Origin of the sequence: Streptomyces aureoversilis, assembly GCF_042657885.1 — a bacterium.
Lineage (GTDB): Bacteria > Actinomycetota > Actinomycetes > Streptomycetales > Streptomycetaceae > Streptomyces > Streptomyces aureoversilis.
Window position 1 is genome coordinate 55,249 of sequence record NZ_JBHSKJ010000018.1, and the last position, 26,982, is coordinate 82,230.

The following is a 26,982-nucleotide window of genomic DNA, read 5'->3' on the forward strand; positions in this document are numbered from 1 at the left end:
GCTCATCACAGGCGAAAGATTTGAGCCGGGAGGCTTGATCCCAACCCCCCTGTGCAGGGAAGTCGTCCTCGGAGAGGCCCGGACGGAGCGAGGGCGCACGGCACGGAGCAGGCGTGCGGCGCATGCATCGATACGCGTGCCGAATAAATCATGCGCGGCAGTAATTTCCCTTGGCGATCAAGCACTGCCTAGGGTTCGATACATGCTCAGCGCAAGGGCTTTCCCGGCCGGTTGGAATCCCTTTCCGGTGGTTCCTGCATGCGCTGATTCCCCTGTTCCCCCTCATGTATTCACCCAGGAGGGAAAACCCATGTCTCCCGCCATCCAGAACACGCTGGACATCGAAGCCGAACTGCAGGTGAAGTATCACGTCTCCATCGCCAGGGACGTGCTTTCCCCGGACAACCCGCTGCTCCTCGAAACCGTTGACCGCAGCACCTCGTCCGGAAAGCAGCTCGTGATACTCGACGCGGCGCTGTCCGCGTTTCTCCTCGACCGCGTCAAGGCGTACTTCGCCGCCCACGACGTGGCCGTCGAGGTGATCGAGGTCGACTCGGGAGAGGTCAACAAGAACCTCGACACGTGCCTCGGCATCGTCGATGCGCTCGAGCGGTCGGGCGCGCGCCGGCAGAGCAACCCGCCGATCGCGATCGGCGGTAACGTCCTGATCGACGTCGCGGGCTTCTCCGCCAGCATCTACCGCCGGGGCATTCCCTGGGTCCGGGTGCCCACCACCCTCCTGGGCATGATCGACGGCAGCGTCTCCGCCAAGACGGCCGTGAACCACCAGGGCAACCGCAACCGCCTGGGCACCTTCCACCCCGCGATGCGGACGATCGTCGACACCGGCCTCCTCGCCTCGCTGCCCCGGCGGCACCTCGTCAACGGGTGCGGCGAGATCCTCAAGATGGCCATGATCAAGGACAGCCGCCTGTTCTCCCTGCTGGAGGAGCACGGTCCCGACCTGGTCGCCTCGCACTTCCGTACGGAGCCCGCGGAGGAGGTCATCACGCGGGCCATCGACGGCATGCAGTCCGAGCTGCGCCAGAACCTCTGGGAGAAGGACCTGCGCCGCATCGTCGACTACGGCCACACCTTCAGCCCCCCGATCGAGATGGCCGTCGTCCCCGAGCTGCTGCACGGCGAGGCGGTGGCGATCGACTGCCTGTTCACCGCGCTGCTCTCGTACGTCCGGGGCTGGCTCAGCGGCACCGACGTCCAGCGGGTGGCCCGCACCATGCACCGCGTCGGACTCCCCCTCGACCACCCGCTGTTCTACGACATCGACATGCTCGAGCGCGCCATGGAGGAAGCGCGTCTGCACCGCGACGGCAGCCTCAACCTGCCCGTCGTCCAGGAGATCGGCTCCTGCACCTTCACCCAGGAAGTGACCCGGGACGAGCTGCACCAGGTCACCGCCCTGCTCAAGGCCGTGGCGCAGTCCGCCGGCGAGGACCTGCCCGCCCTCGCCCTGCAGCACTGAGCACCGCACCCCCCTACGCACCACCACACCAGGAGGAGACCCGTGCCGGGTCCAGGATTTGAATTCCTCGGCGACGAGGAGCGACGCAACATCGACCAGGTGCTCGAGAACTGGAGCCTCACTCGGTACCTGTTCGACGATCCGGAGAAGCACTCCTTCGTCCGCCGGCTGGAGCGCGACGTGGAGACCCTCTTCCGCGGCGGCCCCTCGATCGCGGTCAACAGCGGGACCTCGGCCCTCGCCACGGTCCTCGCGGGGCTGGGGATCGGCCCCGGCGACGAGGTCATCGTCCCCGGCTACACCTACGTCGCCTCCATCGGCTCGATCGGCCACTTCGGCGCGACGCCGGTCCTCGCCGAGGTCGACCGGTCCCTGACCCTCGACCCCGAGGACGTCGAACGCAGGATCACGCCCAGGACGCGTGCCGTCATGGCCGTGCACATGCTGGGCGCGCCGTGCGACATGGAACGGCTGCGGGAGATCACCGACCGTCACGGCATCCTGCTCATCGAGGACGCCGCACAGGCCTGCGGCGGAAGCTACCGGGGCTCCCGGCTGGGGACGATCGGCGACGCGGGAGCCTATTCGTTCAACCCCTTCAAGGTGATCACCTGTGGCGAGGGCGGCATGGCCGTCTTCCGCGACCGCACGGCCTACGCCCGCGGATTCGCCTACCAGGACCAGGGCTGGCCGCCCCTGCGCGACAACAACGGGGCCGGCTCGGGCGAGGCCACGTTCGGCCTGAACCTGCGCATGCCCGAACTGAGCGCGGCCGTGGCCTGCGCCCAGCTGCAGCGGGTCGACACCGTGCTCGCCGCGACCCGCGGCATCAGGAACCGGCTGGTCGAGCTCATCGAGCCGCACGAGGGCATGCGGCAGCGCGACCTCAACGACGCCGAGGGCGACTGCGCCAACGTCGTCGTCCACACCTTCGACAGCGCGGACCGCGCCCGCGAGGTGGCCGCGAAGCTGTCCACCAAGCCGCTCGTCGACTCCGGCCGCCACTACTACGGCAACATGCCCCAGCTGAGCGGGAACACGTCGATCCGCTACGCGCAGGGCGACCTCCCCCGCACCGACGACCTGCTGTCCCGTTCCGTCGCCATCTCCGTCGGCGTCTCGGACGCGCACCTCGGTTCCGGCTTCGGCGTGGGCGTGCGCAGCACCGAGGAGGAGATCGCCCGCGCCGCCGAGGCGTTCAACTCCGCCGTCCGGTCCGCGGTGCTCGCGTGACCGCCCCCACCCCTCTTCCTCTCACGCCACATGGATCGGAGCATTCGGTGAAGAACAGCCTGGACGGTTTCTCCATGGCGGTTCCGGACGTGGAGGCCGCTGCGCACCTGTTCCGGACCGTCTTCGGCGCCGAGGTGCTGCCGGCCGCGCCCGGACAGCAGACGGTGGACGGCCCGGGAGCGGTCGCCGTGGACGACCACGGTGCGCCCGCCCGCAGCGCCCTGCTGCAGCTCGACCCGCAGACCCGGCTCCGCCTCTTCTCGTACGAGGCGACCGCCGGGACGGCGTTCGACGCCTCGGTCGTGGACATCGGCACCGCGCACTTCTGCTTCCGCACCGGGAACATCGAGCAGGCCGCGCAATTCCTCGCGCAGTGCCCGGGGATCAGGATCCTCGGCGACGTCATGGAGATCCCCGAGGGGCCGCTGCGCCACCACAAGTGGGTGTACTTCCGCTTCCCCTGGGGTGCGTACGGCGAGCTCCAGGAGTGGCCCGAGTCCCCGTCGGCGGAGGCCTCGGAGCTGTTCCACGGCCAGGTGCCGCAGGAGGCGTCCCCGGTCCCCACCCTGATGGGGATCGACCACGTGGGCTACAGCGTCCGGAACCTGGAGGCCGCGGTCGACCTGCTGACGAGCTGCTTCGACGGGCGGCGCGTCCTGGGGTCCGTCATCTCCTCCGACCGGGACCTGATGGGCCGCCAGTTCGAGACCCCCGTCGCAGCGCTGTCGAAGATGGCCATGGTGCGCATCGGGGAGCACACCAACATCGAGCTGTTCGAGCACGTGGTGGACGAGGGCCGGCGGACGGTCGACCGGCTCGCCGTCGGAGCGTCCCGCATGACCTTCGGCTCGGACGACCCGGCCGGATCGGCCGCGGAGCTGACCCGCCGCTTCGGCTTCTCCGCGACCGGGACGGCCGGGGCCGGGGCCCTGCTCACCGCGGGCTCGGGCCTGGACGTCGAGTTCACCGCCTGACGGACACGGATACGGGTGCCGCGCCCGGCCCGGCCGGGCGCGGCACCGTCTGCACGACCAGAAGCAAGAATTCATGGGGGAAACATGAGAAATGAACGGACACTCGCCGATTCACGGCTCCCGTCCCTGACCGGCCTGAGGTTCGTGGCGGCCCTGCTGGTCTTCTTCTTCCACCTGAGCGTGGAAAAGCTGTACGACGACAGCACGAACCCGGTGTTGTCGAAGATCTTCAATCCGGCCGGCGGCGTCGGCGTCTCGTTCTTCTTCATCCTCAGCGGATTCGTCCTCGCCTGGTCGGCGAAACCGAACCGGCCCGCCCGTGAATTCCTGCGCCGCCGCCTCGCGAAGATCTACCCGAACCACCTCCTGCTCTGGGTGCTCACCCTGCCCCTCCTGCTCCTGTTCGGGGAGCAGGTCGCCGCGGGATCCGCCACGGCGAACCTTGCCCTGGTGCAGACGTGGGTCCCGCGCCTCGACTTCTTCTTCAGCGTGAACCGGCCGAGCTGGTCGCTGTGCTGCGAGCTGTTCTTCTACCTCATGTTCCCGCTGCTGGCGCGGTTCGTCGGACGGCTCGGCCGCACCGGCACCTGGGCGCTCGTCGCGGCGACCGTCGCGGGCGTCTGGCTGCTGCCCGTGGCCGCCGGCCTCCTGCACGGCGGGCCCGGCATGCCGCTCGACGTCTCGCACCCCGAGCTGGACAGCGGTGTGTCCGTGCGCCAGTACTGGCTCGTCTACGCCTTCCCGGTGTCGCGCTGCCTGGAATTCCTCCTGGGCATCGCCGTGGCGAAGCTGGTCAAGGACGGCGCCTGGCCCCGGATTCCCGTGGCGGTGGCCACGGGCCTGCTGGCGATCGGCTACGCCGCCGCGGTCCAGGCGCCCGTCCTCTACGGTCTCTCCGCCATCACCGTGATCCCCCTGACGCTCTTCATCCCGGCCGTCACGATGGCCGACCTGGAGGGCCGCAAGTCCCCCTTGAGGAGCCGGTCCATGGTGTGGCTGGGCGAGGTGTCCTTCGCCTTCTACCTCGTGCACCAGACCGTCCTGCGGATCGGGCACGACCTGCTCGGCCACGACAGGTCCTGGAATGCCTGGGCGGCGTCCGCGCTCGCCGCGGCCTTCGCGGCGGTCACCCTTCTGATCGCCTGGGCCGTCTACCGGTGGTGGGAGATGCCCGCCATGCGCCTGCTGACGACGCGGCGTTCCCGTCCGAAGAGCGTTCCCGTGGCGGCCGGCGGCCCGCTCGTACGACCCGGGACGGAGCTCGCGGCGCGGCACCCCGCCGAGGCGGCCGCGGACAAGAGCTGAAGCCGGCCGCACGCCTCGCCCTCACCCGACCAGCACACCCTTAAGGAACATCGACATGCTGACCCTGGACCGCGTCACCGAGCCGGAACACACCGCTCCCACCCTGGTCCACGCCCGCCCCGCCACGTGCCTCCAGTCGTACCAGTCCGCGCTGGAGCAGGTGGGGATCGGCTCCGGATGGCACGTACTCGACGCGGGCTGCGGCAGTGGCGACTTCCTGCCCTGGCTCGCCGAGCTGGTCGGCCCCGAAGGGCGCGTGTCGGCGGTGGACCGGATCGCGCGGAACACGGCGATCGCCGAAGAGCGCATGCGTCAGTACGATCCCGGGCGCGCCGTGGACGTGCGCCGGGCGAGCGTGCTCGACCTCCCTCACGCCGACGGCTCCTTCGACGCCGTGTGGTGCGCCGACGTCCTGCAGCACCTGGACGACGGCATGCTCGGCCGGGCCCTGCGGGAGCTGCGCCGGGTCGTGCGGCCGGGCGGGCTGGTGGCCGTTCAGGTGCCGGACGTCACGGCGCTCGCGGTGCGGCCCGGCGATCCGTTCCTCCTCACCGACTTCTTCCGCGCGGCGGCCCCGTCCTGCCCGTACGCCCGGCAGTTGCTGCGCAGCCGTGAACTCCACCGGTGGCTGCGCGAGGCCGGCCTGGCCTCGGTGCGCCAGCACACGACGGTGATCGAGCACATCGCTCCGCTGGAGCCCGAGACCCTGCGGTTCTGGACCCGCATCTGCGCCCTCGTCGCCCGGCAGGCGCGCGGCATGGGCAGCGGCTGGGACCACCGGATGGTGCCGTTCGCCGATGCCGGCGCGGAGGACCATCCGCTGCGTTCCCGGCACGGGTACGTCAGCGAGGGCACCACCGTCGCCGTCGGCACGGTGCCTGCTCCCACCATGGGTTAGGGTGACCTAACTAAGGGATGATGATATGTTCTATGAGGAGGTGAGCGGAGTGCGCGCAGTACCGCGTTCGGCACTGATCGAAGGCACCATCGACCGGCTGAAGTCCGAGATCGTCAGCGGCAGGTGGCCGATGGGCAGCAAGATCCCCATCGAGGACGAGCTCGTGGAAGAACTCCAGGTCAGCCGCAGCACGCTGCGCCAGGCCGTGCAGGCCCTGGTGTACGTGGGCCTGCTGGAGACCGCGCAGGGCCGGGGGACGTTCGTGCGCGGCACCCACGAGGTCGACGCCGTCCTGACCCGCTACCTGGCCGACGCCGAGCTCCGCTACGTCCTCGAGACCCGGCGCGGCCTGGAGGTGGAGGCGGCCGGACTCGCCGCCGAACGCCGCAGCCGGGCCGACCTGGACCGTCTCGCGGCGGTGCACGAGCGCCAGACGGCCGCCCACCGGGACGGCAGGGCCGGCGAGTTCAACCGGGCGGCGGTCGAGTTCCACACGGCCGTCGTCGAGGCCGCGGGCAACCCCGTGCTGACCCGTCTGTACGGCAGCATGCTCGGCTCCGTCCGGGACTCGGTCCGGGTCGGCGGCGTGCGCCGCCCCGACGAGCACTACGGGGACCCGGGGCACGCCCGCATCCTGGAGGCGATCGACGGTGGCGACCCGCAGGCCGCCCGCGAGGCGGCGGCCGAGCACGTGGCCGCCTTCCTGACCGCGCTCGCGCCGGCCGGCGAGGAGGCGCAGTGACGGCCCGGGGCGGCTCGCCCTCTCCCCAGGGCGAGCAGGAGCCGCTGTTCACCCGCACCGCCGTGGTGGCGTCCTGCTTAGGCATGGTCATCATCGGCGCGCTGATCGCCCTGTACGGACCGGTGGTCCCCGCCCTGCGCGACCGGTTCGGCCTGTCGGAGCCGACGGCCGGGATGGCCCTGGCCGCCCAGTCCCTCGGCGCGGTGGTGGGCGTCCTCGGCTTCAACGCCGTCCACCACCGCATCGGCAACCGGGCCCTGCTCACCTCGTCCTACCTGACCATGCTGGCGGGCACCGTCACCTTCGGTCTCTCCGGGACCTGGCCCCTGATGCTGGCGGCCGCGGTCGTCACGGGACTCGGCCTCGGCGGCGTCGACTTCGCCATCAGCCGGCTGTTCCTCATCGGGCTCGGCTCCCGCGGACCGGCCCTGCTCAACGTGGCCCACGGCTGCTTCGGTCTCGGCACGGTCCTGGCGCCGGCCGTCATCGCCGTCACCGGCCCCGACCGCTACGGCGCCACGTTCATCGCGATCGGCTTCCTGACCCTGATCCCCCTGGCGTGCGTCCGCGGGATCCGTGCCCGCCCGACGCCGTCCGAACTCGCCGGGGCCTCCCCCGCCCCCGCCCGCCGCTCCGGCGGACGCGGTACGGCCGTCGTGCTCGCCGGGTTCGTGGCCGTGTACATGCTGCACTTCGCGGTGCAGAGCGGCATCGGCAACTGGGAGCCCACCCACCTGCACGCGCTCGGCCAGAGCATGACCGGTGCGACGGTCGCGACGTCGGCGTACTGGCTGGCCATGACCGTCGGCCGCTTCCTGGTCGCCCCGCTCGCCCGCCGCTGGTCGCCCGCCGCGATCGTGACCGGCGCCTGCGCCCTGATGACGCTCAGCGTCCTGCTGGTACCGGTGCCGGGCCTCGCCCCCTGGGCGTACGCGGCCGCCGGGCTGTGCATCGGCCCCATCTTCCCCAACGGCCTGAACTGGCTGAACCGCTCCGCGCCCGCCGCGGGCAACGCCATGGCCTACGTCATCGCCGCGGCCATGCTCGGTTCCGTCGCCTTCCCGCCCACGCTGGGCGCGGTCATCGAGGAGTACGACGTCGGCGCCCTGCCCCTCGTGCTGTCCGTCCTCTGCCTGGTCACGCTGGCCATCAGCGCGGCCCTCGCGCGGCGGCTGCGCGGCACCCGGACGGAGACGGTGGCGGCCCGGGCCGTGCTCCCCCGCGAGACGACACTCACCAAATCGACCGTACGAACGACAGGCACCCGAGAGAAAGGCGCGTCATGACCCAGGAGTGGGTGGCGGGATTCCGCAGCGCGGTGATCAGCCCGTACGAGAAGATCCGGCTCACCGAGCCCCGCGGCTTCGACGACCAGACGGTCCGTCAGGTCCTGTACATGGCCGGCGGCGGCGAGCGGATACGCGTGCGGCTCTCCAACCGCTACGGCCGCGCCCCGCTGACCGTCGCCGACGCCCGGGTGGCCGAGCGCAAGACGGCCGACGAGATCGTCGCCGAGACCGACACCGGCGTGCGGTTCGACGGCTCGGCGCAGGTGACGGTCCCGGCGGGCGGCGAGGTGGTCAGCGACCCGGTCGACCTGTCCGTCCGGGCGGGCGCCGACCTCGTGCTCAGCCTCTACCTGCCGGCGCAGACCGGCCCGGCCACCTACTCGCACATGCCCGTCGAGACGGCCTACGTCACCGGCGGGAACCGGGCCGGGGCCGCGGCCCTCCCCGGAGCCGAACAGGTGCAGGCCAGGTTCTACGTGACCGGGATCGACGTGCTCGCGGCCGAAGGCACGGCGGTCGCCGTCGCGTTCGGCGACTCCTGGTTCGAGGGCGTCGGCACCACCCTCGGCGCCAACCGGCGCTCCGTCGACGCGCTCAACCGGCGGCTGGAGCGCGGCTGGACCGTCAACCAGGGCATCGCCGGGAACCGGCTGCTGACCGACGAGATCGGCGAGCACGCCCTGGCACGCTTCGAGCAGGACGTGCTGTCCGTGCCCGGCGCCGCCCACGTCCTGGTGAACTTCGGCATCAACGACCTGGGCCTGCCCGGAATGGTCGGCCTGCCCCCCGCCACGGCCGGCGAGCTGACGGCCGGGTTCACCGAGCTGGCCCGCCGTGCGCACGACGCCGGGCTGACGATCCACGCGGCGACCATCGGCCCGTTCGCCGGCGCGGTCTACCCGGGCCACAACACCCCCGAGGGCCTCGCCGCACGGCGCGAGGTCAACGAGTGGATCCGCACCGGCGGCGCCTTCGACTCGGTCTTCGACGTCGCCCGCGCCGTGGAGGACCCCGCCCGGCCGGACCACATCCGGCCCGAGTTCGACAGCGGGGACGGCATGCACCTCAACGACGCCGGAGCCCTGGCCATGGCCGCCGCGGTCGACCTCGGCGCCCTCGCCCTCTGACGCCACCGGCGTCCCCCGAGCCCACCCCGCACGGCGCACTCCTCGTGCACCCCCGGCCGTGCGGGGTGCCCCCGCTCCACCGCCCGCTCCCCGGGCAGGCCGCTCGCCGCACCACCTGCCACACCACCTGCCGGATCGCCGCTCACGGGCGGCGGTGAAATTCCGGGAGCCCGGCCCCGCCCACCTGCGATCATGTGCCGGTGATACCGAGCACCACCGCACCCGCGCCCGCCCCGATACCGGCATTCGCCGGTGACTTCGAGGCCCATCTGACCGTCCGTCCCACCGCGACCGCCGGGGACGACCAGGCCCTCCAGCGGTACGCGGCGGCCCACGGGATGAAGTTCACCGACATCCTGCTGGACCGCGGCCGTACCCCCAGCCAGCCGATGCTCACCCTGCGCCGGTCCGGCGCGCTGCCGGAAGTGCGCGGGGCGGTGGAGCGCGCGGCGCGGGGGCTGGACGGGGCCGGGTTCGCGGTCGTACGGACGAAGATCGAGGCGGCCCCGTGGGCCGACGGGGTGCCGGAGACCGACGCGGAGGCCGCGGCCCTGGGGTCGCGCTACTACTTCGAGCACCACCTCAAGCTGCTGCTCACCCCCGGCACGGACCTCGTGGCGCTGGCCGGCCTCGCCGCCGCCCACCGCGCGCACCTGTCGCGCAACGCCCGCCGGGTGCGCGCCGACGGCCGCGCCGAGCGGTTCGTCACCCAGCGCTGCCGCACGGTCGGGCGCCGGACGGCCGGGGCCCGGCTGGACGCCCTGGTGGCGGCCGTGCGGGCCGGCGGGTACACCGTCGTCTCCGAGGAGCGGGAGTTCGTCGTCCACGACAGCGACGAGTCGCTCGATGCGGGCTGGATCGACGAGGCGGACGGCACCGGCTGCATCGGTGGCACCGGCAAGGGCGGAGAGGGGACGGGCGCATGACGACGACACCGTGGGAGCGGTTCCGGTACGGGCCGTGGGACGCCGAAGTGGTCGTCCCCCAGCTGCCGCCGGACGAGGAGACCCGGGCGGAGCGGGACCTTCCTCGCACACTGCTCCCTGTGCCGGGCGAAGGGGTGGTCCAGCACCCGGTGTACGACCCGGCGGCCAACCACCACGCGCTGGGCATGCGGCTGAGCGAGCCCGAGTTCGCCGACCCGGGAACGGGCGGCGCCTGGTACGCCGCCCGGCGCCGCGCCCTCGACCTCGCCCTCGCGGCGGTCGCGGGCTCCCCGTGGGCGGAGCACCTGGTGCTGCGCGGGAGCGTGCTGCTCAAGGCCTGGTTCGGGGACGCCGCCCGGGAGCCGGGCGACCTGGACTTCGTCGTCGTGCCCGACACCTGGCAGCTCGGCGACGCCCGCACCGACACGATGCTGGAGGAGATCGCCCGGGCCGCCGGGGAACGCTCACGGGAGGCCGGCAGCCCGGTGCGGTTCGACGCGGCGGGCGCGGTGAGCGACGAGATCTGGACGTACGACCGGGTGCCGGGCCGACGCCTCGTCCTGCCCTGGACGGCCGTGGCGGACGGTGTGCCGCCCGGCACGGTCCAGCTCGACTTCGTCTTCAACGAGACCCTGCCCGCCCCGCCCGTACGGACCGAGGTGCTCCCCGGGGTGCCGATGCCGGCGGCGAGTCCGGAGCTCTCGCTCGTGTGGAAGCTCCTGTGGCTGGTGACGGACATGCACCCCGAGGCCAAGGACCTCTACGACGCCGTGCTGCTCGCGGAGCACGTCCGTGTCCCGTACCCGCTCCTGGAGCGGGTGCTGGCGGAGGCGGACGAGCCCGCGAGCCTCAGCTACATCCTCTACCACGCGACCGAGGCCGACTGGGACGAGTTCGCCAAGGACCACGCGGCCCTCGCCGAGGACGGGGAGGGGTGGCTGACGCGCCTGATCGTCGCCCTCGCCCCGGGGTTCCACCCGGAGGAGGACGGCACCTACGCGCAACTGGCCGCGGCCTTCGGCCACACCACGGGCCTCCTGCGGGGCGAGCACGAGGCGGGCGGCATGGCGGCCGTGGAGGAGTGGCTCGCCGCGCGCTCGCTGCACTGCATCGAGGCGCTCGTAGCCGTCCGTGAACTCCTCGGCCGCGAGGAGCACACCCTCGAAGAGGCCGCGGAGGTGCTGGCGTCCTTCCGCGAGACGCGCCACGACGGTCCGCGTCACCCCTACCGGAACGGCTGGCGCGGCGACGCCTTCCGGACCGCCGCCCGCCTGGGGGCCGCTTGCGCCTGATGAACGCCATGCGACCGGGCCGAGGGGCGGCAGCGTCACAATGACGTGCCGTCAGTAAGTCAGCACGACACCATCGCTGAAGGAGCCTCCCGTGAAAATGTTGATCAACGTCTTGAAACTCAGCATTCCCGCAGGTCAGAGGGCTAATTAGAGTCAGCAGGTCAGAAAAGGGCCGGCAAGGCCCCCTGCGGCAGCCACGAACCGGTCCCACGACGCCGAGTTCGCCGGGGGCCGACCGTAACTCACCGTTACCGCCGACCGGTGGCCGCTGGAGCGCGAACCACCTTGGCATGGGTTCGCCGCATGCAACAGGGGACGTTCGGCTACGGGCACCGGTCCCCAAGGCCGGGCTCGGGGTAGAGACGCGGAGGGCCCCGCACGGAACCGGGAGGCCGGGGGTTCACGTGCCGGGCCGCTCACGGGGTGGGGGCCGTCAGACTGCGGTCAGGGTGTACGTACCCGTTCCGTCCTGCCTGCCGCTGGAATACTGGCGGATGAGCTCCCCGTCCGCGTATCGGTCGTGGCCCAGCATGGAGCCGGTGTACTTGTTCTGCAGACCGATCTTCGTGCTGCCGGGTACGTCGCGGTAGATGTAGAACCGCTGGAGGTCGTCCTCCACGCAGTTGGCCGTTGTCAGGTAGGCCTGCTCCCGGTTGGCGATGTCCGCCGGGATGGTCGCGCATCCGCCGTTGCCCCAGTTCCACAGGGACGCCTCGATGATGCCGTTGCGCTCCGTCACGTTGCACAGCCGCCAGTTGTCCAGGTGGGCACTGGTCCAATTGGATTGGCGCAGGCGGATGCCGTCGTTGGCCAGGAGCGGTGCGCTCCAGTTCAGGGGCTTGCCGGGGACGTCGATCTTGTAGACGGCGGATTGGCAGGTCAGGGCGGCCTGCGTGGCGGGAGCCGGGCCCCCGGTGGCCTTCACGCTCTTCTCAGCCTTGGCGGCCTTCTCGGCTTCGTGCCCGGCCTTGGCGGCCTCGGCCTTCGCCGAGGGGACCGGCCCGGCCGGGTGCTTCGCGGTGGCGGTGGCGGAGCCGCAGTCGAGGAGGTTCTGCGCCTTGCGCATGATGCTGTTGGCGGGGACCGTGTCCTCGCAGCGCACCGCGCCTTCTTCGAGGGTGGTGTAGGTGGTGTAGCTGCCGGTGTCGGCCCCTTCGATCCACTTCAGCGCCCAACTGCCGTCGTTCTGTTGGACGCGGTTGCAGTTGAGGCTGCCGTACGTACCGGTGACCTTCTTCGTGCCCTTGTAGAGGCCGTAGTAGCCGGGATTGCGGAAGTTCCACGTGACGGACGTCGACGTGCTGCTGGTGGAGGTGTAGTTCACCTGCACGTTCAGGCCCAGGCTCGCGCCGACTTTGCCGAGGGTCTCGACGGCGAAGCTGCCTTCGACGTTGCCGTTGAGGCCGACGGACACCGAGATGGTCGTCTGGACGCTGGTGGTGACGGACTGGGTACCGGTCGAGCCGGCGGTGACGTACCAGCCTTTGAAGTGGGTGATCGTCGGGGTCACTTCGGAGGTCTTGATGAACGGGTGCCGCGTGCCGAGGTCGGCCGCCGTGCAGGCGCCGCCGGGTTCGGCCTGCGTGGTGGTCGTGGTGGCGGTGGGTGCGGCGGCGGCCGGTGAGACGGCAAGTCCCACGGTGGCTACAGCGGCCGAGGCGGCACAGGCCATGAGTGTTCTGCTTATGCGACTGACGGGTCTTGTGGGGCGCATCGTTGCCCTTTCCCCTGGTTGTTTGTGTTCAGCCAACGGGTGAACGTAGCGGCCACGGGAGTGGCGGTGTGAGCCCGCAACGGGTCAAAAACGATCGCGGAGGGGCTTATTCCGCCCCTGTGCGCGCGGGCGCCGGACCGGTTCGATCCCTGTGGCCCCGTACACCACCGATCGAGGGGAACCACCCTGTGAAACGCCTCAGACACCTGCTCGCCACCGTGGCCGCACTCGCCCTCACCGCGACCCTCCTCGCCCTGGGCACCTCACCGGCCGCCGCCGCACCCACCAAGGTCGCCCCCAAGGGCTACGGCGCCTGCAAGGCCACCGCCGCGGGCTGGACTTGTACCAAGGCGGTGCCCATGGCCGCGCCTGCCGCTATGACCGCGCCCAGCGTGTGGGAGGCCTCGGATGGTCCGTGCAAGAACGGCCGGGACTCCGACCGGCACAACTACTGCTGGGGCGAGAAGATCACGACCTGGGGCTTCGACAGCAAAGGCGAGAAGACAGGCCGCGCCGTCATCCAGGCCTTGAGTTTCGCCCGCCTGAGCTCTTCCAAAGCGGAGTGGACGGAGAACATCGCCGTCAAGGCCACCGAGATGGAGGGTGAGGCGAAGACCGTGACGATGGATCTGTCCGCCACCTGCAGCGGCCTGTGCACCGTGACCTCACCGGCCTGGGGCGGCGCGCCCGTCGAGCTGAAGCTGGGCGATGAGGAGATCGGGCACCTGTCCTTCACCTCCGCTGTCGCCAAGGACACTCATACGCTCATCACCCCCACCTACACATCGTTCGGGGAGATCCTTGAGCTACCCGGCGTCGCGAACCCGGTGACCTGGCACAACAACCGCGAGCTGCGCTGTGATGCGGAGGTCGGCGGCTATCCCGGCTGCATCGTGATGGGACACCTGGCCAACGTGACCATCCGCGAATCCGCCTATGGGGCTGCCGCCATCGCCTACGCGTGGGCGCAGAGCAACCTCAGCGGCAACAACTTCGGTACCCCGACGAGGCCGTTGCAACGCAATGCCGGCGGGGACAAGGAGGCGAACAAGAAGCGCCGGCAGTCGTGCACGGCGGCCCCGCTACCGTTCAAGAAGGACCCCAGTGTCACGGACGACTCCTGTGACGAGTTTCCCTTCGCCAGAGCTGTGCAGGGCGGCACGAACGGCTCCGAGTGCACGGAGATCATTCCCAGGAAGACCGACGGGGTGTGGCGCGTGGAGGTCGTACGGGAAAGCCCCCATGGTAAGAACGCGCCGTGTATCCGGGCCCATGTGCCCCTGAAAGACAACACGGGAGCGGGCGGTGAACTCGGCCGGGCCGTCGTTTCGGACCGCATACTCGAGTTCGAGTGGTACGAGGTGATCATCGCACCCTAAGGCGGCGGGGCCCCTCCCCGGGCACCCGGGGGGCAGGCCCGGGTCCGGCTAGATTCCGTCTGACGGGTCAGGCACGAAGCCACAGGCGTATGGCCGCAACGGTCACGGTGCCGTAGAAGACATAGGCCCGCTTGTCGAACCTCGTGGCAACCGCCCGGTTGATCTTCAACTTCCCGATCAGCCGCTCCACTTCGTTCCTGCGAACGTAGCGGGCCTTCTCGAAGCTGGTGGGCCGGCCGCCTCGGCTCCCACGGCGCAAGCGATCGGCCTGCTGATTCCTCGGCTCAGGGATGGCGTGCTTGATCTGTCGGCGCCGCAGGTAGCGGCGGTTGCGCCGAGAGCTGTAGGCACGATCGCCGCTGAGGTGGTCCGGGCGGGTGCGCGGGTGCCCGCCCTTCGGCCGCGGGACGCGGATCCGCTCCAGGACCGGAATCATCTGAGGCGCGTCGCCCCATTGTCCGGGTGTGATCAGTAGGGCCAGGGGCCGCAGGCCGCCCTCACCCACCACGTGGATCTTTGTGGTCAGGCCGCCGCGGGAGCGGCCAAGACCTTCATCGTCCCGGTGGTGGGCCGGCCGGGCTCGTCCGCCCGGTACCGTCGGGGCCCTCGTCTCGGTTCGTCACCGACCCGTCAGACAGGCCTAGTCATTGGCCGGTGCTTGGTCAAGCCCGTCATGGGGCGGATATGTGCGCGGTTGTGCACTCCGTGCTGATGAATCACGGTGCGGGACAGGATGCCGGCCGGGGGTTCGGCTCATGATGCGAGTGATCTAGTTCCGCTTCTGCGAGGAGGCGCCGGCTGGTGAAACCAAGCCCTTGTCCCTGTGACGGTCACCGTTGGCCAGAGGGCGGTTGCCGGTACCGAAATCCAGCTCCCGGCTGTTGCAGCCGTGGCCATCGCTTCGCCCGGGCGCGGGCCCTGGCCGTCGTGGCCCACAGGGTCAGGGCCGGGTGAGCTGGTGGCCGGGCCGACGCAGGTACTCATGGTGTTCATCGGCGTCATGCACCCCATCGCACTGCTGTTGAGCATTGTGTTCATCACCTATGTCGCGTTGATCTCGGTGCCCTACGTCCGGCACGTGTCGCGGCCGCCGGGTGACGCGAGGGACTTCGCCTGGCACCTGTTCGTGCCCTGCCGTGACGAGGAAGCGGTCATCGGCGCCACGACCGCTCATCTTCGGGCCGGCTTTCCCCAAGCCCATGTCTGGGTCATCGACGACGCCAGTGTGGACGGCACGGCACGGAAGGTCCGCTCGGTGGCGGAGTCCGACAGCCGGGTGCATCTGGTGTCCCGGCGGCTGCCCGAGGCGCGGACCGGCAAGGGAGAGGCACTCAACGCCGCCTACCGGGCGCTGGACCGGTGGCTGCCGGCGGACACCGACCGGTCCCGGGTGATCGTCGGGGTCATCGACGCCGACGGCCAACCAGCCGCGAACTGCCTGGACATGTGCGCCGCCGACCACCTCTTCGGCGACCCGGAGGTGAGCTCGGTCCAGGTCATCGTGCGCATGGTCAACCGGGACAACCCCCGCCCGTTCCCGCGCCGTGGCCGGCTGGTCAACGCTCTCGGCCAGGCGCTGGTGCGTATGCAGGACCTCGAATTCCGGGTGCCGATCTCCGCGATCCAGCTGACCCGCCGGCACACCAGGACAGTGGCCCTGGGCGGCAACGGGCAGTTCACCCGGCTCCACGCCCTGGACACCGTGCGGCGGCAGTACGGGCGGCCGTGGGGCGGCTCCCTGCTGGAGGACTACGAACTGAGCGTCCACCTCCTCCTCACCGGACACCGCACCGCGTACACGCCCGACACCTACGTCGATCAGGAAGGGCTGCCCAGCCTGCGGCGGCTGATCACCCAGCGCACCCGGTGGGGACAGGGCACCATGCAGTGCTGCCGCTACCTCCCCCGGCTGTGGAGCTGCCGCCACCTGCCCAGAACCGGGAAGCTCGAAGTCGGTTACTTCCTGCTGGCGCCTTGGACCCAGCTCTTCGGAACCTTCGCGTTTCTGGCTCCCTTGGGAATCCTCGCCTGCGACGCCGCCATCCCCGGCGCCTCCCCGGCGGCTGTTTCCGCCTGGCCGACCGGCGGAGGCCTGGTGCTGTACCTGCTGCTCGGGATAACACCGCCGGCGACCTGGGGGCCGCTCTACGTCTGGCGCTGCGAGCCGGCCACCGGCCTGTGTGGAGCGATCGGATACGGCTTGGCCTACGCCGTCTACATCGTTCTGCTCTTCTACGTCACCTCATGGCGGGCGTTCTTCCGCATCCTCCTGGGCCGCAGCACATGGTCAAAGACCCGCCGCAACGCAGAGGCGCACCAGGGCACGGCCGCCGTGGAAACGTAGGGTCTGACTGAGAACCGGCACATGTGCGGCCCCTGCGCAGAGACCCCCTCCGCAGTACCGGCGCCGCACCCGGTGCCGGCACACCGGACCAGCCCGACTGCCCCTGACTGCCGGTCAGGCCCGATTCGACTGCCCCGCCGACCGTGTCGGAGGGGCAGTCGCCGTTGCCCCCGATGCCTGGCGGCACCCGCTCGTCGGCTGAGGCGGCGCCGGGTTCCTCCTTCAGGAGGGCCAGGGCACGGGCCGGGCCACACCTATCCAGCACAGCGTCCGAGGCCACGCCACCCTCACCACCACCGTCACGAAAGACCCCGCCAGGACCACGATCAGCGTGGAAGGACGTCGCCTCCGGCTCCACCCGCGCCACCAAACCCTTCGGGAAAGGCTGGCAGGTACGAGATCAATCGTGCCTGCCAGAGGGGGAACCCTGCATGACCCAGCCGTTCGCACTCGTCGGCACCGTCTGTGACGCCGTGTGGGGCTCCGCCCGAGTCGGGCGGTGCGAGGGTGCCGGTGGGCTGATTCGCCCTCACCTGCTTGATGCCGTACTGTTCACCGTACCGACGCGGGGTGGAGCAGCTCGGTAGCTCGCTGGGCTCATAACCCAGAGGTCGCAGGTTCAAATCCTGTCCCCGCTACTCACTGGCGAAGGCCCGGCATTCTGCCGGGCCTTTGCTGTTTCCCACCTCGTTGAGGGGCACCGAAGCGCCCTTAAATACGGACGCTGTGTCCCGAGCTGGCCGCGAAGGTCCCGTCGGGCGGGACGGACTGGCCGGGGCCGGTGCAGTCCGGGGAGGTGTGGACGAATGCGACGGCGCCGGTGCGGTTCTGGACGGACAGTGGCGCGTTCAGGTTGCGGTGGCAACCGGAAGGATTGGTGAAGACGCGACCGTTGAGGACGAGCCTGCCGGACGCGGCGGAGGCCGATCCGGGAACGACGAGGGAGAGCGTCAGCGCGGCGGCCGGCGCACTGAGGGATTTCGGGATGCGGTGCCGCATAGAACACCCTTCCGTCTCAGCTGGGCGATAACGCCGCATGATTTCCCTGGTGCGGGCGACGCCATGCACCGACCGCTCGCATGGATGACGCCGTATGGGCGTGACGGCCGACCACCTCTCTGCGGCACTGGGCTGACTCGGCTCACATCACGGCGAGTTCTTCGTCACCCGCCCCCTACGGCCAGGCCGCGAGGATGTCGAGCACCGCGTCCGCCGCCGAGCCGCCGCCGAGCCGCCGCCGCTGCCGCCTTCCGACCGCTTGCCGCCCGTGCCGAGACCCACTGCCAACGCGTAGCCGAGGGCCGCCTCGGCGGGCAGGACCTGGGAGGAGCTGCGCCATGCGGCCGGGGTGACGTGCCCGCCTCCGGGCGAGACACGCAGTTCGCCGAGGAGGACCTTGTCCCGCATGAGGCAGCTGCGCGTCTCGTCGTGGGGGACGGGACGGTACGTCCGGCTGTCGTCGGGGAACCGCACCATGTACGTGCGACGGTTCACGTAACCCCCGCTCAGGGCCGGTGGCTCAGCCTCGCCGTCAAGGGTGAGGGTCAGCGCGTCGGGGTCGCTGGTGCCTATGGGAGGCCATGACGTGGGGGCTGTGCCGGGACCGCGGCGCAGTGTCGTCCGGGGCGGCCACCCACCACGGACCTCGACGGAGCCTTCTGCACGCGCCGGGAGCCGCAGCGCCCGTCCATGTCACAGCCGCACCTGGACGACGCCGAAGCAGGCCCCGCTGGCCAGGCCGATCAGTCCCACCAGGTCCCCGGGCTCCACTCGGTCGGACTCCTGGGCCGCGACCAGTTGCAGGGGCAGGGAGGCGGCGCCGCAATTGCCGTGCTCGGCCACGGTGGCCAGACATCGGTCGGCGGGCAGGCAGAGTTTGGCCGACGTGTCGAGGAACTGGGGCATCGATATCTGGTGGAAGGCGATGAACGTGCTCGCGCGGACCGCCTCCATCTCGCGGTGCGCGAAGACCTCCAGCGCGAGGGGCAGGACGTCGAGCGCGTCGTGCAGCAGGCTGCCGTTGAGCCGGAGGGTGGTGTGCTCGTCGTCGGTGGAGCGGCCGTGCAGCGAGCCGCCCCCGGCCACGGTGCAGGCTTCCCAGGCCGTGGGGTCGCCCCCGAAGACCAGGGAGAGCACGCCGGGGTCGTGCTCCCCCGCGGGGCCGGCGGTCAGGACGAGGGCGGCGCCGGCGTCGGAGACGGTGTAGCCGGGCATGGCGCGCAGGAGTGCCTCGTGGTCGGGCAGGCGCCAGCGGGTGGTTTCCGTGAGCGTCTCGCCACAGGCGATCAGCACGGTGCGGTACCGGCCCACGGCGATGAAGGCGCATGCCGTCTCCACCGCGTTGAGCACGCTGTTGCAGGCGTTCTTGATGTCGAACACCGGGCAGACGAGGCCGAGTTTCGCGGCCACGATGTGCGCGGTCGCCGGTTCGAGGAGGTCGTGGCTGGTGGCGGCGAACAGCAGCAGGTCGACCTCGCCGATGCCGGCACCCGCCGCTTCCAGCGCCTTGGTGGCGGCCGCCACCGCGAGGTCGGACGCCTGGACGCCCTCGTCGCGCACGTGGACCCCGCGCACTCCGGTGAGGTCTTCCAGGAGTCCGGCCGGGGGGACGTAGGCCCCGCCCGAGGCCGCGATCCGCTCCCGGATGGCGCCCATGGTGCGGTAGCGGGACGGCAGGTGGACCGCTGTCGCCGCCAGACGGGCACGCCGGGTGTCAGGCACGGCATCACCATAGCCACGTCAAAGGTCAATTCAAGTACCTCAAAGGCTAGTTCACCATATAGAGCTATAATGCGCTTGATCCACATAGATCTTGGGCATTTCTCCCGTGCCACATCAGAGCAGTTCGGTTCCTGCGGGGGAAATGGTGCATGGCATGGGACAGCGCGACCGTGCAGTGGCCGTGGTGGGGGCGGGCCTGCGGCTGCCCGGCGGGATCACGGACCTGGCCGGGCTGTGGACAGCCCTGGCCGAGGGCCGTGACCTGGTGGGCGAGATCCCCGCGGACCGCTTCGACAAGACCCGCTTCGTGGACCCCGGGGCCGTGCGCGCCGGGAGGAGCTGCACCGCCGCCGGCGGGTTCCTCGACGACGTGGCCGGCTTCGACGCGGGCTACTTCGGCATCGCCCCCAAAGAGGCCCCGTTCGTCGACCCGCAGCAGCGGCTGCTGCTGGAGATGGCGGCCGAGGCCCTGGACGACGCCGGGATCCCCGCCGAGTCGCTCGCCGGCTCGGACGCCTGCGTCTACATCGGCGTCTCCGACCCGGCCTACGGCCAGTTCGTCATGACCCAGGAGAACCACACCAGCCCCTACGCCATGAGCGGCAGCACCCTGTCGATCGCCGCGAACCGCCTGTCGTACTGCTTCGACCTGCGCGGGCCGAGCATGGCGGTCGACACCGCCTGTTCCTCGGCCCTGGTGGCCCTCGACCGGGCCTGCCGGACGCTGCTGGACGGCACCAGCCGCACCGCCCTGGCCGGCGGGATCAACGTGCTGATCGGCCCCTACGCCTTCGCCGGCTTCTCGCATGCGGGCATGCTGTCGCGGCGCGGCCGGTGCGCGGCCTTCTCCGCCGATGCCGACGGCTTCGTTCGCTCCGAGGGCGGGGGTGTCGTCGTCCTCAAGCGGCTGGCGGACGCACTGTCCGACGGCGACCGGATCCACGCGGTGATCGCCGGTACGGGCACGAACTGCGACGGCCGCACCCAGGGCATGGCCCTGCCCAGTTCCCACGCCCAGGAGGCGCTGCTGCGCGCGGTGTACGAGCGGGCGGGGGTGGAGCCGGACGACCTGGTGTACTTCGAGGCGCACGGCACCGGCACCCCGGCCGGTGACCCGGCGGAGGCGGCCGCCATCGGCCGGGCCCTGGGGCGGCGCCGAACGCGGGGGCCGCTGCCGATCGGCTCGGTCAAGTCCAACGTGGGCCACCTGGAACCGGCTGCCGGGATGCCGAGCCTGCTCAAGGCGCTGCTGGTGCTGCGGCACGGCACGGCCCCGGCGACCCTGCACGCCCACCCGCTCAACCCTGCCATCGACTTCGCGGGCCTGGGCCTGGCCCCCACCGTCGAGCCCGTCGGGCTGGGCCTGGGCGAGCGGGCCGCGGTGGGCGTCAACTCCTTCGGCTTCGGCGGGGCCAACGCCCATGCGGTGCTCACTCCGCCTCCCGCCCCGCCGGACCGCCCGTCGCACGCCGGGGGCGTCCCCTTGCCCGTGGTGGTCTCGGCCCGTTCGGCCGCGGCGCTGCGGGAGCTGGCCGGGCGGGTCTCGGCCCGGCTGCGCGAGGCCGCCCCCGAGGAGTTCTACGACCTGGCCCGCACCACCACACTGCGCCGCAGCGCGCACCCGCACCGCGCAGCCGTCCTCGCCGACGGGCCGGAGCGTGCGGCGGAGGAGCTCGACCGGCTCCTCGCCGGGACGCCCGCCACCGGGGCGCTGGCCCGTACGGCCGACCGGCGCACGGTGGCGTACGCCTTCTCCGGCAACGCCTCGCAGTGGCCGGGCATGGCCGCGGACCTGCTGGCCGCCGACGCCGCCTTCCGGGCGGCCGTCGAGGAGGCGGACGCAGCCCTGGTCCCGCACCTGGGCTGGTCGGTGGCGCGGGAGCTGGCCGGGCCCGATGCGGCGGCCTGGCGGCGTACCGAGATCGCCCAGCCCGTCCTGTTCGCCGTGCAGATCGGCTTGGCCGCGCTGCTCGCCGCGCGGGGCGTGCGTCCCTCGGCAGTGACCGGGCACAGCGTCGGTGAGGTGGCCGCCGCCCACGTGGCCGGAGCGCTGCCCCTGGACGAGGCGGCCCGGGTGATCGCCGGACGCAGCCGCGCCCAGGGGGTGACGGCGGGTTCCGGCCGGATGGCGGCCGTCGGGCTGTCCGAGGCGGATGCTCTCGGTGCACTGACCCGCTACGAGGGTGCACTGGAGCTGGCCGGGATCAACAGCGACCGGGACGTCACGGTCGCGGGCGATCCGCAGGCCCTGGCGGACCTGGGCGCCGAACTGGGCGCCCGGGACGTCTTCTTCCGCGAGCTGGACCTCGACTACGCCTTCCACAGCCGGGCCATGGACCCGATCGCGGACCCTCTGCGGGCCGCGCTGGCCGGGCTGGCCCCGGCCGCGACCCAGGTGCCGTTCGTCTCCGCGGTCACCGGCACCCCCCTGCCGGGGGAAGCGCTGACCGCCGACTACTGGTGGCGCAACGTACGCGAACCGGTCCGCTTCGCCGCGGCCGTCGCCCATGTCGTCGCGGACCACGCGGGCATCCTCGTGGAGATCGGCCCGCACCCGGTGCTCCGGCCCTATCTGCGTCGCACCGACGCCGCCTACGTCCCCACCCTGCGCCGTGACGGCGACGGGCCGCGCGAAGCGGCCGCGGCCGTCGCCGAGCTGATCGCCACGGGTGCGGCCGTGGACTGGCCGACGCACTTCCCCGTCCCCGGCCGGGTGGCCGACCTGCCGGCCTACCCGTGGCAGCGCGAGCGGTACTGGCACGGAGCCCCGCAGGACGTGGTCGTGCGCACCAGCGGCACCGGCCTGCTCGACCATCCGCTGCTGGGCGAGCGGCTCCCGGCGCCCCACGCGCTGTGGGAGGGCACCGTCGAGCCGCAGCTGGCGCCCTGGCTGGGGGATCACCGGATCGCGCGGACGGTGCTGATGCCGGCCGCCGGGTACCTGGAGATGGCCCTGTCGGCCGGGCAGCTGGCTCTGGGCCGGCCGGCAGAGGTGCGGCACCTGCAGATCTTCCGGCCGCTGGCCCTGGGCTGGCCCGACCCGGAGGGCGTGCGCCTCCAGACGGCCGTGACCCCGGCCGACGGCGCGCTGACCATCAGCAGCAGCCAGGGCCGCGGCGGCCCGTGCGAGCCGGTTGTGCGTGCCGAGGTCCGCACCCTGCTCGGGGCGGCCCCCGCCCCGCTGGACCCGGCGGCGCTGCGCGCGCGGTGCCCCCGTACGGTCGCCGCCGCGGACTTCTACCGCACCTGCCACCGCGTCGGCCTCGGTGTCGGGCCGGCCTTCCAGCTGCTGGGCGAGGTGCACGTGGGCGAGGGCGAGCTGCTGGCCTCCTACCGGCACGAGGAGCCCGGCGCCCCGTACACGGTCCACCCCGTGGTGCTGGACGGCCCGCTCCAGGCCACCGTCGCCCTGGTCGAGGAGTGGATGGACAGCGGCCGGGCCTACCTGCCCTCGGTGTTCGGCGCGGTACGGGTCTGGCGCACCCCCGCGCCCACGGGGTTCGTGCACCTGCGCCAACGCGCCCGCACCGAGAACGAGTTCTGCTGGGACATCGCCTACGCCGACGAGGACGGCACCGTCACGGCACAGATCGAGGGGTGCCGCACCCGCCGGATGGACAACACCGACCACACGCCGGTGACCGTCCAGCGCACCGTCCTGCGCGCCGCACCGCTCCCCCTGTCCCCCGCCGCCCCCTCCCCGCTGCCGCCGCCCGCCGATCTGCTGGCGGCCGTCGAGGACCGCGTTTCCGCAGCGCGTGCGGCGCTGCGCGAGAGCGGCCACGACCGCTGCGCCGCAGCTTCGGAGGAGGCCGGAGCACACTGCTGGGCAGCCACCCTCGCCGGGCTGCTCACCGACTCGGCCGCCGTCTTCACTCCGGGCGACCTCGTGGCCGGGGGCCTGCGGCCCCAGCACCGCCGCCTGGTCCGGCTGATGCTCCCGCTCGTGGCACGCCACGGACTGGCCGAGCCCATGGACGACGGCCGGTGGCGGCTCACCCGCACCGTGCCGCGTCCGGGCGAGCTGCTGCGGAAGCTGGTGGAGGAGCATCCCGCCTGCGCCGCCGAAACCGTCCTGATCAACCGGCAGTTGCGCCACCTGCCCGACGTCCTGCGCGGCACCGCCGAGGCGACTGCGCTCCTGCCGCCCGGCGACTCCATGCTGGAGCAGCTCCACGCGACCGCGCCCGCCCGCCGCTTCGCCCACCGCGTCGTCATGGCACTCGTCGCCGAGGCCGTCCGGCGGTGGCCCGGGGACCGCCCGCTGCGCGTGCTGGAGGCCGGCGCCGGCACCCATGCGCTCACCGCAGCGCTGCTGCCCCTGCTCCCGGCCGACCGTACCCGTTTCACCTGCACCGACGCCACGGCGACCGGCTTCGCCCGGGCCGAACACCGCTTCGCCGACCACGACTTCGTGGAGTACCGCCTCCTCGCCCTGGACCGTGACCCGCTCTCCCAGGGCTTCCCCGACGGCGGCTTCGACCTGGTCGTCGCCGGAGACGCGCTGCACAACGCCACCGACCTGACGGCCGCGCTGGGACACGTCCGCACCCTCCTCTCCCCCGGCGGCCTGCTGCTCGCCACGGAGCCGCACGACACCTGGCGTGCGGCCTTCCTTCTCGGGGCGACCGAGGCGTTCTGGCAGCGTGGCGACCACGCGCTGCGCCCGGAGACCCGGCTGTTCGCCCGGGAGGAGTGGCTGTCGCTGCTGGCCGCGTGCGGCTTCACGGGTGCTGTCCGCACGGGCATCGAGGACCGCTCCGTCCTGCTGGCGTCCGCCGACCGCCTGCCCGTGGACGCGCCCGCACCGCCCACGCCGGAGCCGGGCGCCGCCTGGCTCGTCGCGACCGAGGCCCCCGACGAGATGCCCCTCGCCCGAGCACTGTCCGGGCTGCTCGGCCGGGCCCCCGTCGTCGCCGCCCCCGAGGACCCGGCCGCCTGGGACGCCGCCCTCCCCTCCGGGGATGCCGCGCCCGGCGTCGTCCTGCTGCTCTCCTCGGAAGCCTCCGCGGAGGTGGTCGCCCTGACGACCCGGCGCGCCGCCGGCCTGCGCGCGCTGAGTGCCGCCCGCTCCGGGGCGATCGGCGGGGTGTGGCTCGTCACCCGCCCCAGCGGGCTGTTCCCCGCGCCCGAGCGCCCCGCCCACCCGGCCGACGCCGCGGTGTGGGCAGCCGCCCGCGTCCTGGCCAACGAGCACCCCGGCCTGCCCCTGCGCCGGATCTCCCTGGACCGCTCCGACGCCCCGGCCGCGGACGCCCGCCGACTGGCCCACGAGCTGCTCGCGCCCGGCGACGAGGACGAGATCGTCCTCACCCGGGGCGGGCGCTTCGTCCCCCGCCAGCTCCAGCGTCCGGCCGACCGCCCCGACGCCGTCCCCGGTCACACCCCGTACGTCCTGGAGGTCCGCGACCCCGGGCTCTCCCGCCGGCTCGTCTGGCGCCGGACCGAAACGCCGCGTCCGGGCCCCGGCGAGATCCTCGTCGAGGTCCGGGCCGTCGGTCTCAACTACCGCGACCCGATGCGGGCCAACGGGCTGCTGCCCCCCGAGGCCGTCGAAGGCAGCCCCCTCAGCCGCGGGCTCGGCACCGACTGCGCGGGCATCGTCCGCGCCACGGGCCCCGGGGTCACCGCGTTCACACCGGGCGACCGGGTGTTCGGGCCGATGCCCGCGTCGCTGGCCTCGCACACCGTCACGCCGGCCGCCACGTCACTGCGCGTCCCGGACGGAATGAGCTTCGCCGAGGCCGCAACCTTCCCGGTGGCGTTCCTGACCGTCCACCACACCCTCGCCGAGCAGGCCCGGCCCTTCCCCGGCGAGACGGTCCTGGTGCACGGCAGCGCCGGTGCGGTCGGCCTGGCCGTCCTCCAGAGCGCCCGGCACCTGGGTCTCGGCGTCATCGCCACCGCGGGCACCGAGGCCAAACGCGATCTGCTGCACACCCTCGGCGCGGCCCACGTCCTGGACTCGCGCAGCCTGGACTTCGTCCCGCGGGTACGGGAACTGACCGGTGGCCGGGGGGTCGACATCGTCGTCAACTCCCTCAGCGGAGAGGCCATCGCCCACGGACTCGGCCTGCTGCGCCCCAACGGCCGCTTCATCGAACTCGGCAAACGCGACATCTTCCTCAACAACCCACTCCTGCTACGCCCCTTCCACCACAGCCTCACCTTCCTCGGCTTCAACCTCGACAGCGTCATGTTCGACCCGCAGCGGTGCCTGCCCCTGCTGCGGGAAGTCGCGGAACGGATCGTCCGCGGCGCCTACCGTCCCCTCCTCCACACCGTCCACCCCGCTGCCCGCGTGGACGAGGCGTTCCGGCTGCTCCAGCACTCCCAGCACACCGGCAAGGTGGTCGTCGCCTTCGACCCACTGGACGAACCCGTCCCCGCCGAGCCCGTCCCCGCCGTCCCCCTGCTGGACCCGGACGGCACCTACCTCGTCACCGGCGGACTCGGCGGCTTCGGCGCCGCCACGGCCACATGGCTCGCCGACCGGGGCGCCCAGCACTTCGCGCTGGTCTCCCGGCGCGGCGCGGACGCACCGGAGGCGGCCGAGACCCTCGCCCGGCTGTCCGAGCGCGGTGCCGATGCCACCGCCTACGCCGCCGACGTCACCGACGAGACGGCCATGCGACGCGTCATCGCGGCCGTCGACGCCACCGGGCACCGCCTGCGCGGCATCGTCCACTGCGCCATGCACCTCGACGACGCCTTGCTGGCCGACCTCACCGACGAGCGGTTCGCCGCCGTCCTCGCCCCCAAGATCGCCGGAGCCTGCGTCCTGGAACGCCTCACCGCCGACCGCGATCCGGACGTCGACCTGTTCCTGCTGTACTCCTCGGTCGCCGCGAGCATCGGAAACCCCGGGCAGGCCCCCTACGCTGCCGCGAACGCCTACTTGGAAGCCCTGGCCCGCGCCCGCCGCCACGCCGGCCGCGCCGGCACCGCGATCGCCTGGGGCCCGATCTCCGAAGCGGGCTACGTCGCCCGCAACGACCTGGGCGCCGGCATGGCCCACCTCGGCTTCGAACCCGCAGCTCCCGACGAGGCGTTCGCGGCCGCGGACCATCTCATCGCCACGGGCACCGACGTCTCCGGCGTCGGCCGCTACCGCTGGGGCCGCGCCCGCCGTGCCCTCCCGGCTCTGGCGGCGCCGCGCTACGCCGCCCTCGTCCCGGCCGGTGCCGCGGAATCGGACGACACCCGCGAAGAGTTCCTGCGCCACCTGGCCACGCTGTCCGCCGAGGAAGCCGTGCACGCCGTCACCGAGGCCCTGACCCGCCTCCTCGCCACCGTCCTGCGCGCCGACCCGGCCGAACTGGACGCGGACCGCCGACTGGAGGAGTTCGGCCTGGACTCCCTGATGAGCACCGAATTCCTCCTGCGCACCCGCGAACACTTCGGCGTCCAGCTCTCCCCCACGGAACTCATCGGCGGCCCCCGCACGCTGACGCAATTCGCACGGCTGGTCCACGAACGACTGGGGACCCATGCGACGGGCTGAGCCAGGGCCGCATGGATGCCCACGCCGGGGATCGGTGTCATCACCGCTGGT

At 72.1% G+C, this 26,982-nt stretch carries 17 protein-coding genes, 1 tRNA gene and 1 pseudogene; 14 read left to right on the forward strand and 5 right to left on the reverse strand.

Going from position 1 to position 26,982, the window contains the following annotated elements; translation table 11 throughout:
- Window positions 1-310: 310 nt before the first annotated feature.
- The 10 genes from ACFPP6_RS27370 (at window position 311) to ACFPP6_RS27415 (ending at window position 11,269) form a co-directional block, all read left to right on the forward strand.
- Window positions 311-1,483: a sedoheptulose 7-phosphate cyclase gene (locus ACFPP6_RS27370; RefSeq protein ID WP_382047664.1), complete on the forward strand. Its 1,173-nt coding sequence runs from the start codon at window positions 311-313 to the stop codon at window positions 1,481-1,483.
- 42 nt (window positions 1,484-1,525) lie between these two features.
- Window positions 1,526-2,716 (forward strand): DegT/DnrJ/EryC1/StrS family aminotransferase, encoded by a 1,191-nt coding sequence (locus tag ACFPP6_RS27375; protein WP_382047667.1) that lies wholly within the window; start codon window positions 1,526-1,528, stop codon window positions 2,714-2,716.
- A gap of 47 nt (window positions 2,717-2,763) precedes the next feature.
- Window positions 2,764-3,690: a VOC family protein gene (locus tag ACFPP6_RS27380; RefSeq protein WP_382047670.1), complete on the forward strand. Its 927-nt coding sequence runs from the start codon at window positions 2,764-2,766 to the stop codon at window positions 3,688-3,690.
- A gap of 84 nt (window positions 3,691-3,774) precedes the next feature.
- A complete protein-coding gene (locus ACFPP6_RS27385) occupies window positions 3,775-4,995 on the forward strand; it encodes an acyltransferase family protein (RefSeq protein WP_382047673.1) in 1,221 nt (406 codons plus the stop codon).
- 55 nt (window positions 4,996-5,050) lie between these two features.
- Entirely contained in the window at window positions 5,051-5,893 is an 843-nt protein-coding gene (locus ACFPP6_RS27390; RefSeq protein WP_382047675.1) for a methyltransferase domain-containing protein, read from the forward strand.
- A gap of 49 nt (window positions 5,894-5,942) precedes the next feature.
- Window positions 5,943-6,635: a FadR/GntR family transcriptional regulator gene (locus ACFPP6_RS27395; RefSeq protein ID WP_382047678.1), complete on the forward strand. Its 693-nt coding sequence runs from the start codon at window positions 5,943-5,945 to the stop codon at window positions 6,633-6,635.
- Window positions 6,632-7,921, forward strand: coding sequence for an MFS transporter (locus tag ACFPP6_RS27400; protein WP_382047680.1), 1,290 nt, complete (start codon window positions 6,632-6,634; stop codon window positions 7,919-7,921). Before ACFPP6_RS27395 ends, ACFPP6_RS27400 begins: the two co-directional genes overlap by 4 nt.
- Window positions 7,918-9,051: a GDSL-type esterase/lipase family protein gene (locus tag ACFPP6_RS27405; RefSeq protein WP_382047683.1), complete on the forward strand. Its 1,134-nt coding sequence runs from the start codon at window positions 7,918-7,920 to the stop codon at window positions 9,049-9,051. Before ACFPP6_RS27400 ends, ACFPP6_RS27405 begins: the two co-directional genes overlap by 4 nt.
- A gap of 200 nt (window positions 9,052-9,251) precedes the next feature.
- Window positions 9,252-9,977 (forward strand): hypothetical protein, encoded by a 726-nt coding sequence (locus ACFPP6_RS27410; RefSeq protein WP_382047685.1) that lies wholly within the window; start codon window positions 9,252-9,254, stop codon window positions 9,975-9,977.
- Window positions 9,974-11,269 carry a nucleotidyl transferase AbiEii/AbiGii toxin family protein gene (locus tag ACFPP6_RS27415; protein WP_382047687.1) on the forward strand — a complete coding sequence of 432 codons (1,296 nt, stop codon included), beginning with the start codon at window positions 9,974-9,976 and terminating at the stop codon, window positions 11,267-11,269. The genes ACFPP6_RS27410 and ACFPP6_RS27415 overlap by 4 nt, the downstream gene beginning before the upstream one ends.
- 433 nt (window positions 11,270-11,702) lie before the next feature.
- On the opposite strand, the gene ACFPP6_RS27420 is transcribed toward ACFPP6_RS27415, so the two are convergent.
- Window positions 11,703-12,941: a hypothetical protein gene (locus tag ACFPP6_RS27420; RefSeq protein WP_382047690.1), complete on the reverse strand. Its 1,239-nt coding sequence runs from the start codon at window positions 12,939-12,941 to the stop codon at window positions 11,703-11,705.
- Window positions 12,942-13,201: 260 nt separating this feature from the next.
- Between ACFPP6_RS27420 and ACFPP6_RS27425 the strand changes: the two genes are divergently transcribed.
- Window positions 13,202-14,362, forward strand: a complete 1,161-nt coding sequence (locus tag ACFPP6_RS27425) for a NucA/NucB deoxyribonuclease domain-containing protein (RefSeq protein WP_382047693.1) — start codon at window positions 13,202-13,204, stop codon at window positions 14,360-14,362.
- 67 nt (window positions 14,363-14,429) lie between these two features.
- Here ACFPP6_RS27425 and ACFPP6_RS27430 read toward each other — a convergent pair.
- Window positions 14,430-14,969 (reverse strand): annotated as a pseudogene (locus tag ACFPP6_RS27430) (IS5 family transposase); the annotation flags it as partial.
- Window positions 14,970-15,392: 423 nt separating this feature from the next.
- On the opposite strand from ACFPP6_RS27430, the gene ACFPP6_RS27435 reads away from it, so the two are divergent.
- Together ACFPP6_RS27435 and ACFPP6_RS27440 are read left to right on the forward strand one after the other, a co-directional pair.
- Complete coding sequence (locus ACFPP6_RS27435) at window positions 15,393-16,706, forward strand: glycosyltransferase (protein ID WP_382047836.1); 1,314 nt, start codon at window positions 15,393-15,395, stop codon at window positions 16,704-16,706.
- Between the two features lie 564 nt (window positions 16,707-17,270).
- Window positions 17,271-17,344, forward strand: a tRNA-Met gene (locus tag ACFPP6_RS27440).
- A gap of 73 nt (window positions 17,345-17,417) precedes the next feature.
- Here the strand turns inward: ACFPP6_RS27440 and ACFPP6_RS27445 are convergent.
- From ACFPP6_RS27445 to ACFPP6_RS27455, 3 genes are all read right to left on the reverse strand, one after another.
- The gene (locus ACFPP6_RS27445; RefSeq protein ID WP_382047696.1) at window positions 17,418-17,705 is read right to left on the reverse strand and encodes a hypothetical protein; all 288 of its coding nucleotides are present in this window, start codon (window positions 17,703-17,705) and stop codon (window positions 17,418-17,420) included.
- Between the two features lie 147 nt (window positions 17,706-17,852).
- Window positions 17,853-18,200 (reverse strand): hypothetical protein, encoded by a 348-nt coding sequence (locus ACFPP6_RS27450; RefSeq protein ID WP_382047699.1) that lies wholly within the window; start codon window positions 18,198-18,200, stop codon window positions 17,853-17,855.
- A 198-nt stretch (window positions 18,201-18,398) separates the two neighbouring features.
- Window positions 18,399-19,427 (reverse strand): 3-oxoacyl-ACP synthase III family protein, encoded by a 1,029-nt coding sequence (locus ACFPP6_RS27455; RefSeq protein ID WP_382047702.1) that lies wholly within the window; start codon window positions 19,425-19,427, stop codon window positions 18,399-18,401.
- 154 nt (window positions 19,428-19,581) lie between these two features.
- Between ACFPP6_RS27455 and ACFPP6_RS27460 the strand changes: the two genes are divergently transcribed.
- Window positions 19,582-26,931, forward strand: coding sequence for an SDR family NAD(P)-dependent oxidoreductase (locus tag ACFPP6_RS27460; protein ID WP_382047705.1), 7,350 nt, complete (start codon window positions 19,582-19,584; stop codon window positions 26,929-26,931).
- Window positions 26,932-26,982: the final 51 nt, after the last annotated feature.

Excerpts from the sequence above, each read along its gene's own strand:
- ACFPP6_RS27460 (WP_382047705.1), top strand. The coding sequence starts at position 19,582 with ATGGGACAGCGCGACCGTGCAGTGGCCGTGGTGGGGGCGGGCCTGCGG.
- ACFPP6_RS27445 (WP_382047696.1), bottom strand. The coding sequence starts at position 17,705 with ATGCGGCACCGCATCCCGAAATCCCTCAGTGCGCCGGCCGCCGCGCTG.
- ACFPP6_RS27370 (WP_382047664.1), top strand. The coding sequence starts at position 311 with ATGTCTCCCGCCATCCAGAACACGCTGGACATCGAAGCCGAACTGCAG.
- ACFPP6_RS27420 (WP_382047690.1), bottom strand. The coding sequence starts at position 12,941 with ATGGCCTGTGCCGCCTCGGCCGCTGTAGCCACCGTGGGACTTGCCGTC.
- ACFPP6_RS27415 (WP_382047687.1), top strand. The coding sequence starts at position 9,974 with ATGACGACGACACCGTGGGAGCGGTTCCGGTACGGGCCGTGGGACGCC.
- ACFPP6_RS27385 (WP_382047673.1), top strand. The coding sequence starts at position 3,775 with ATGAGAAATGAACGGACACTCGCCGATTCACGGCTCCCGTCCCTGACC.
- ACFPP6_RS27390 (WP_382047675.1), top strand. The coding sequence starts at position 5,051 with ATGCTGACCCTGGACCGCGTCACCGAGCCGGAACACACCGCTCCCACC.
- ACFPP6_RS27405 (WP_382047683.1), top strand. The coding sequence starts at position 7,918 with ATGACCCAGGAGTGGGTGGCGGGATTCCGCAGCGCGGTGATCAGCCCG.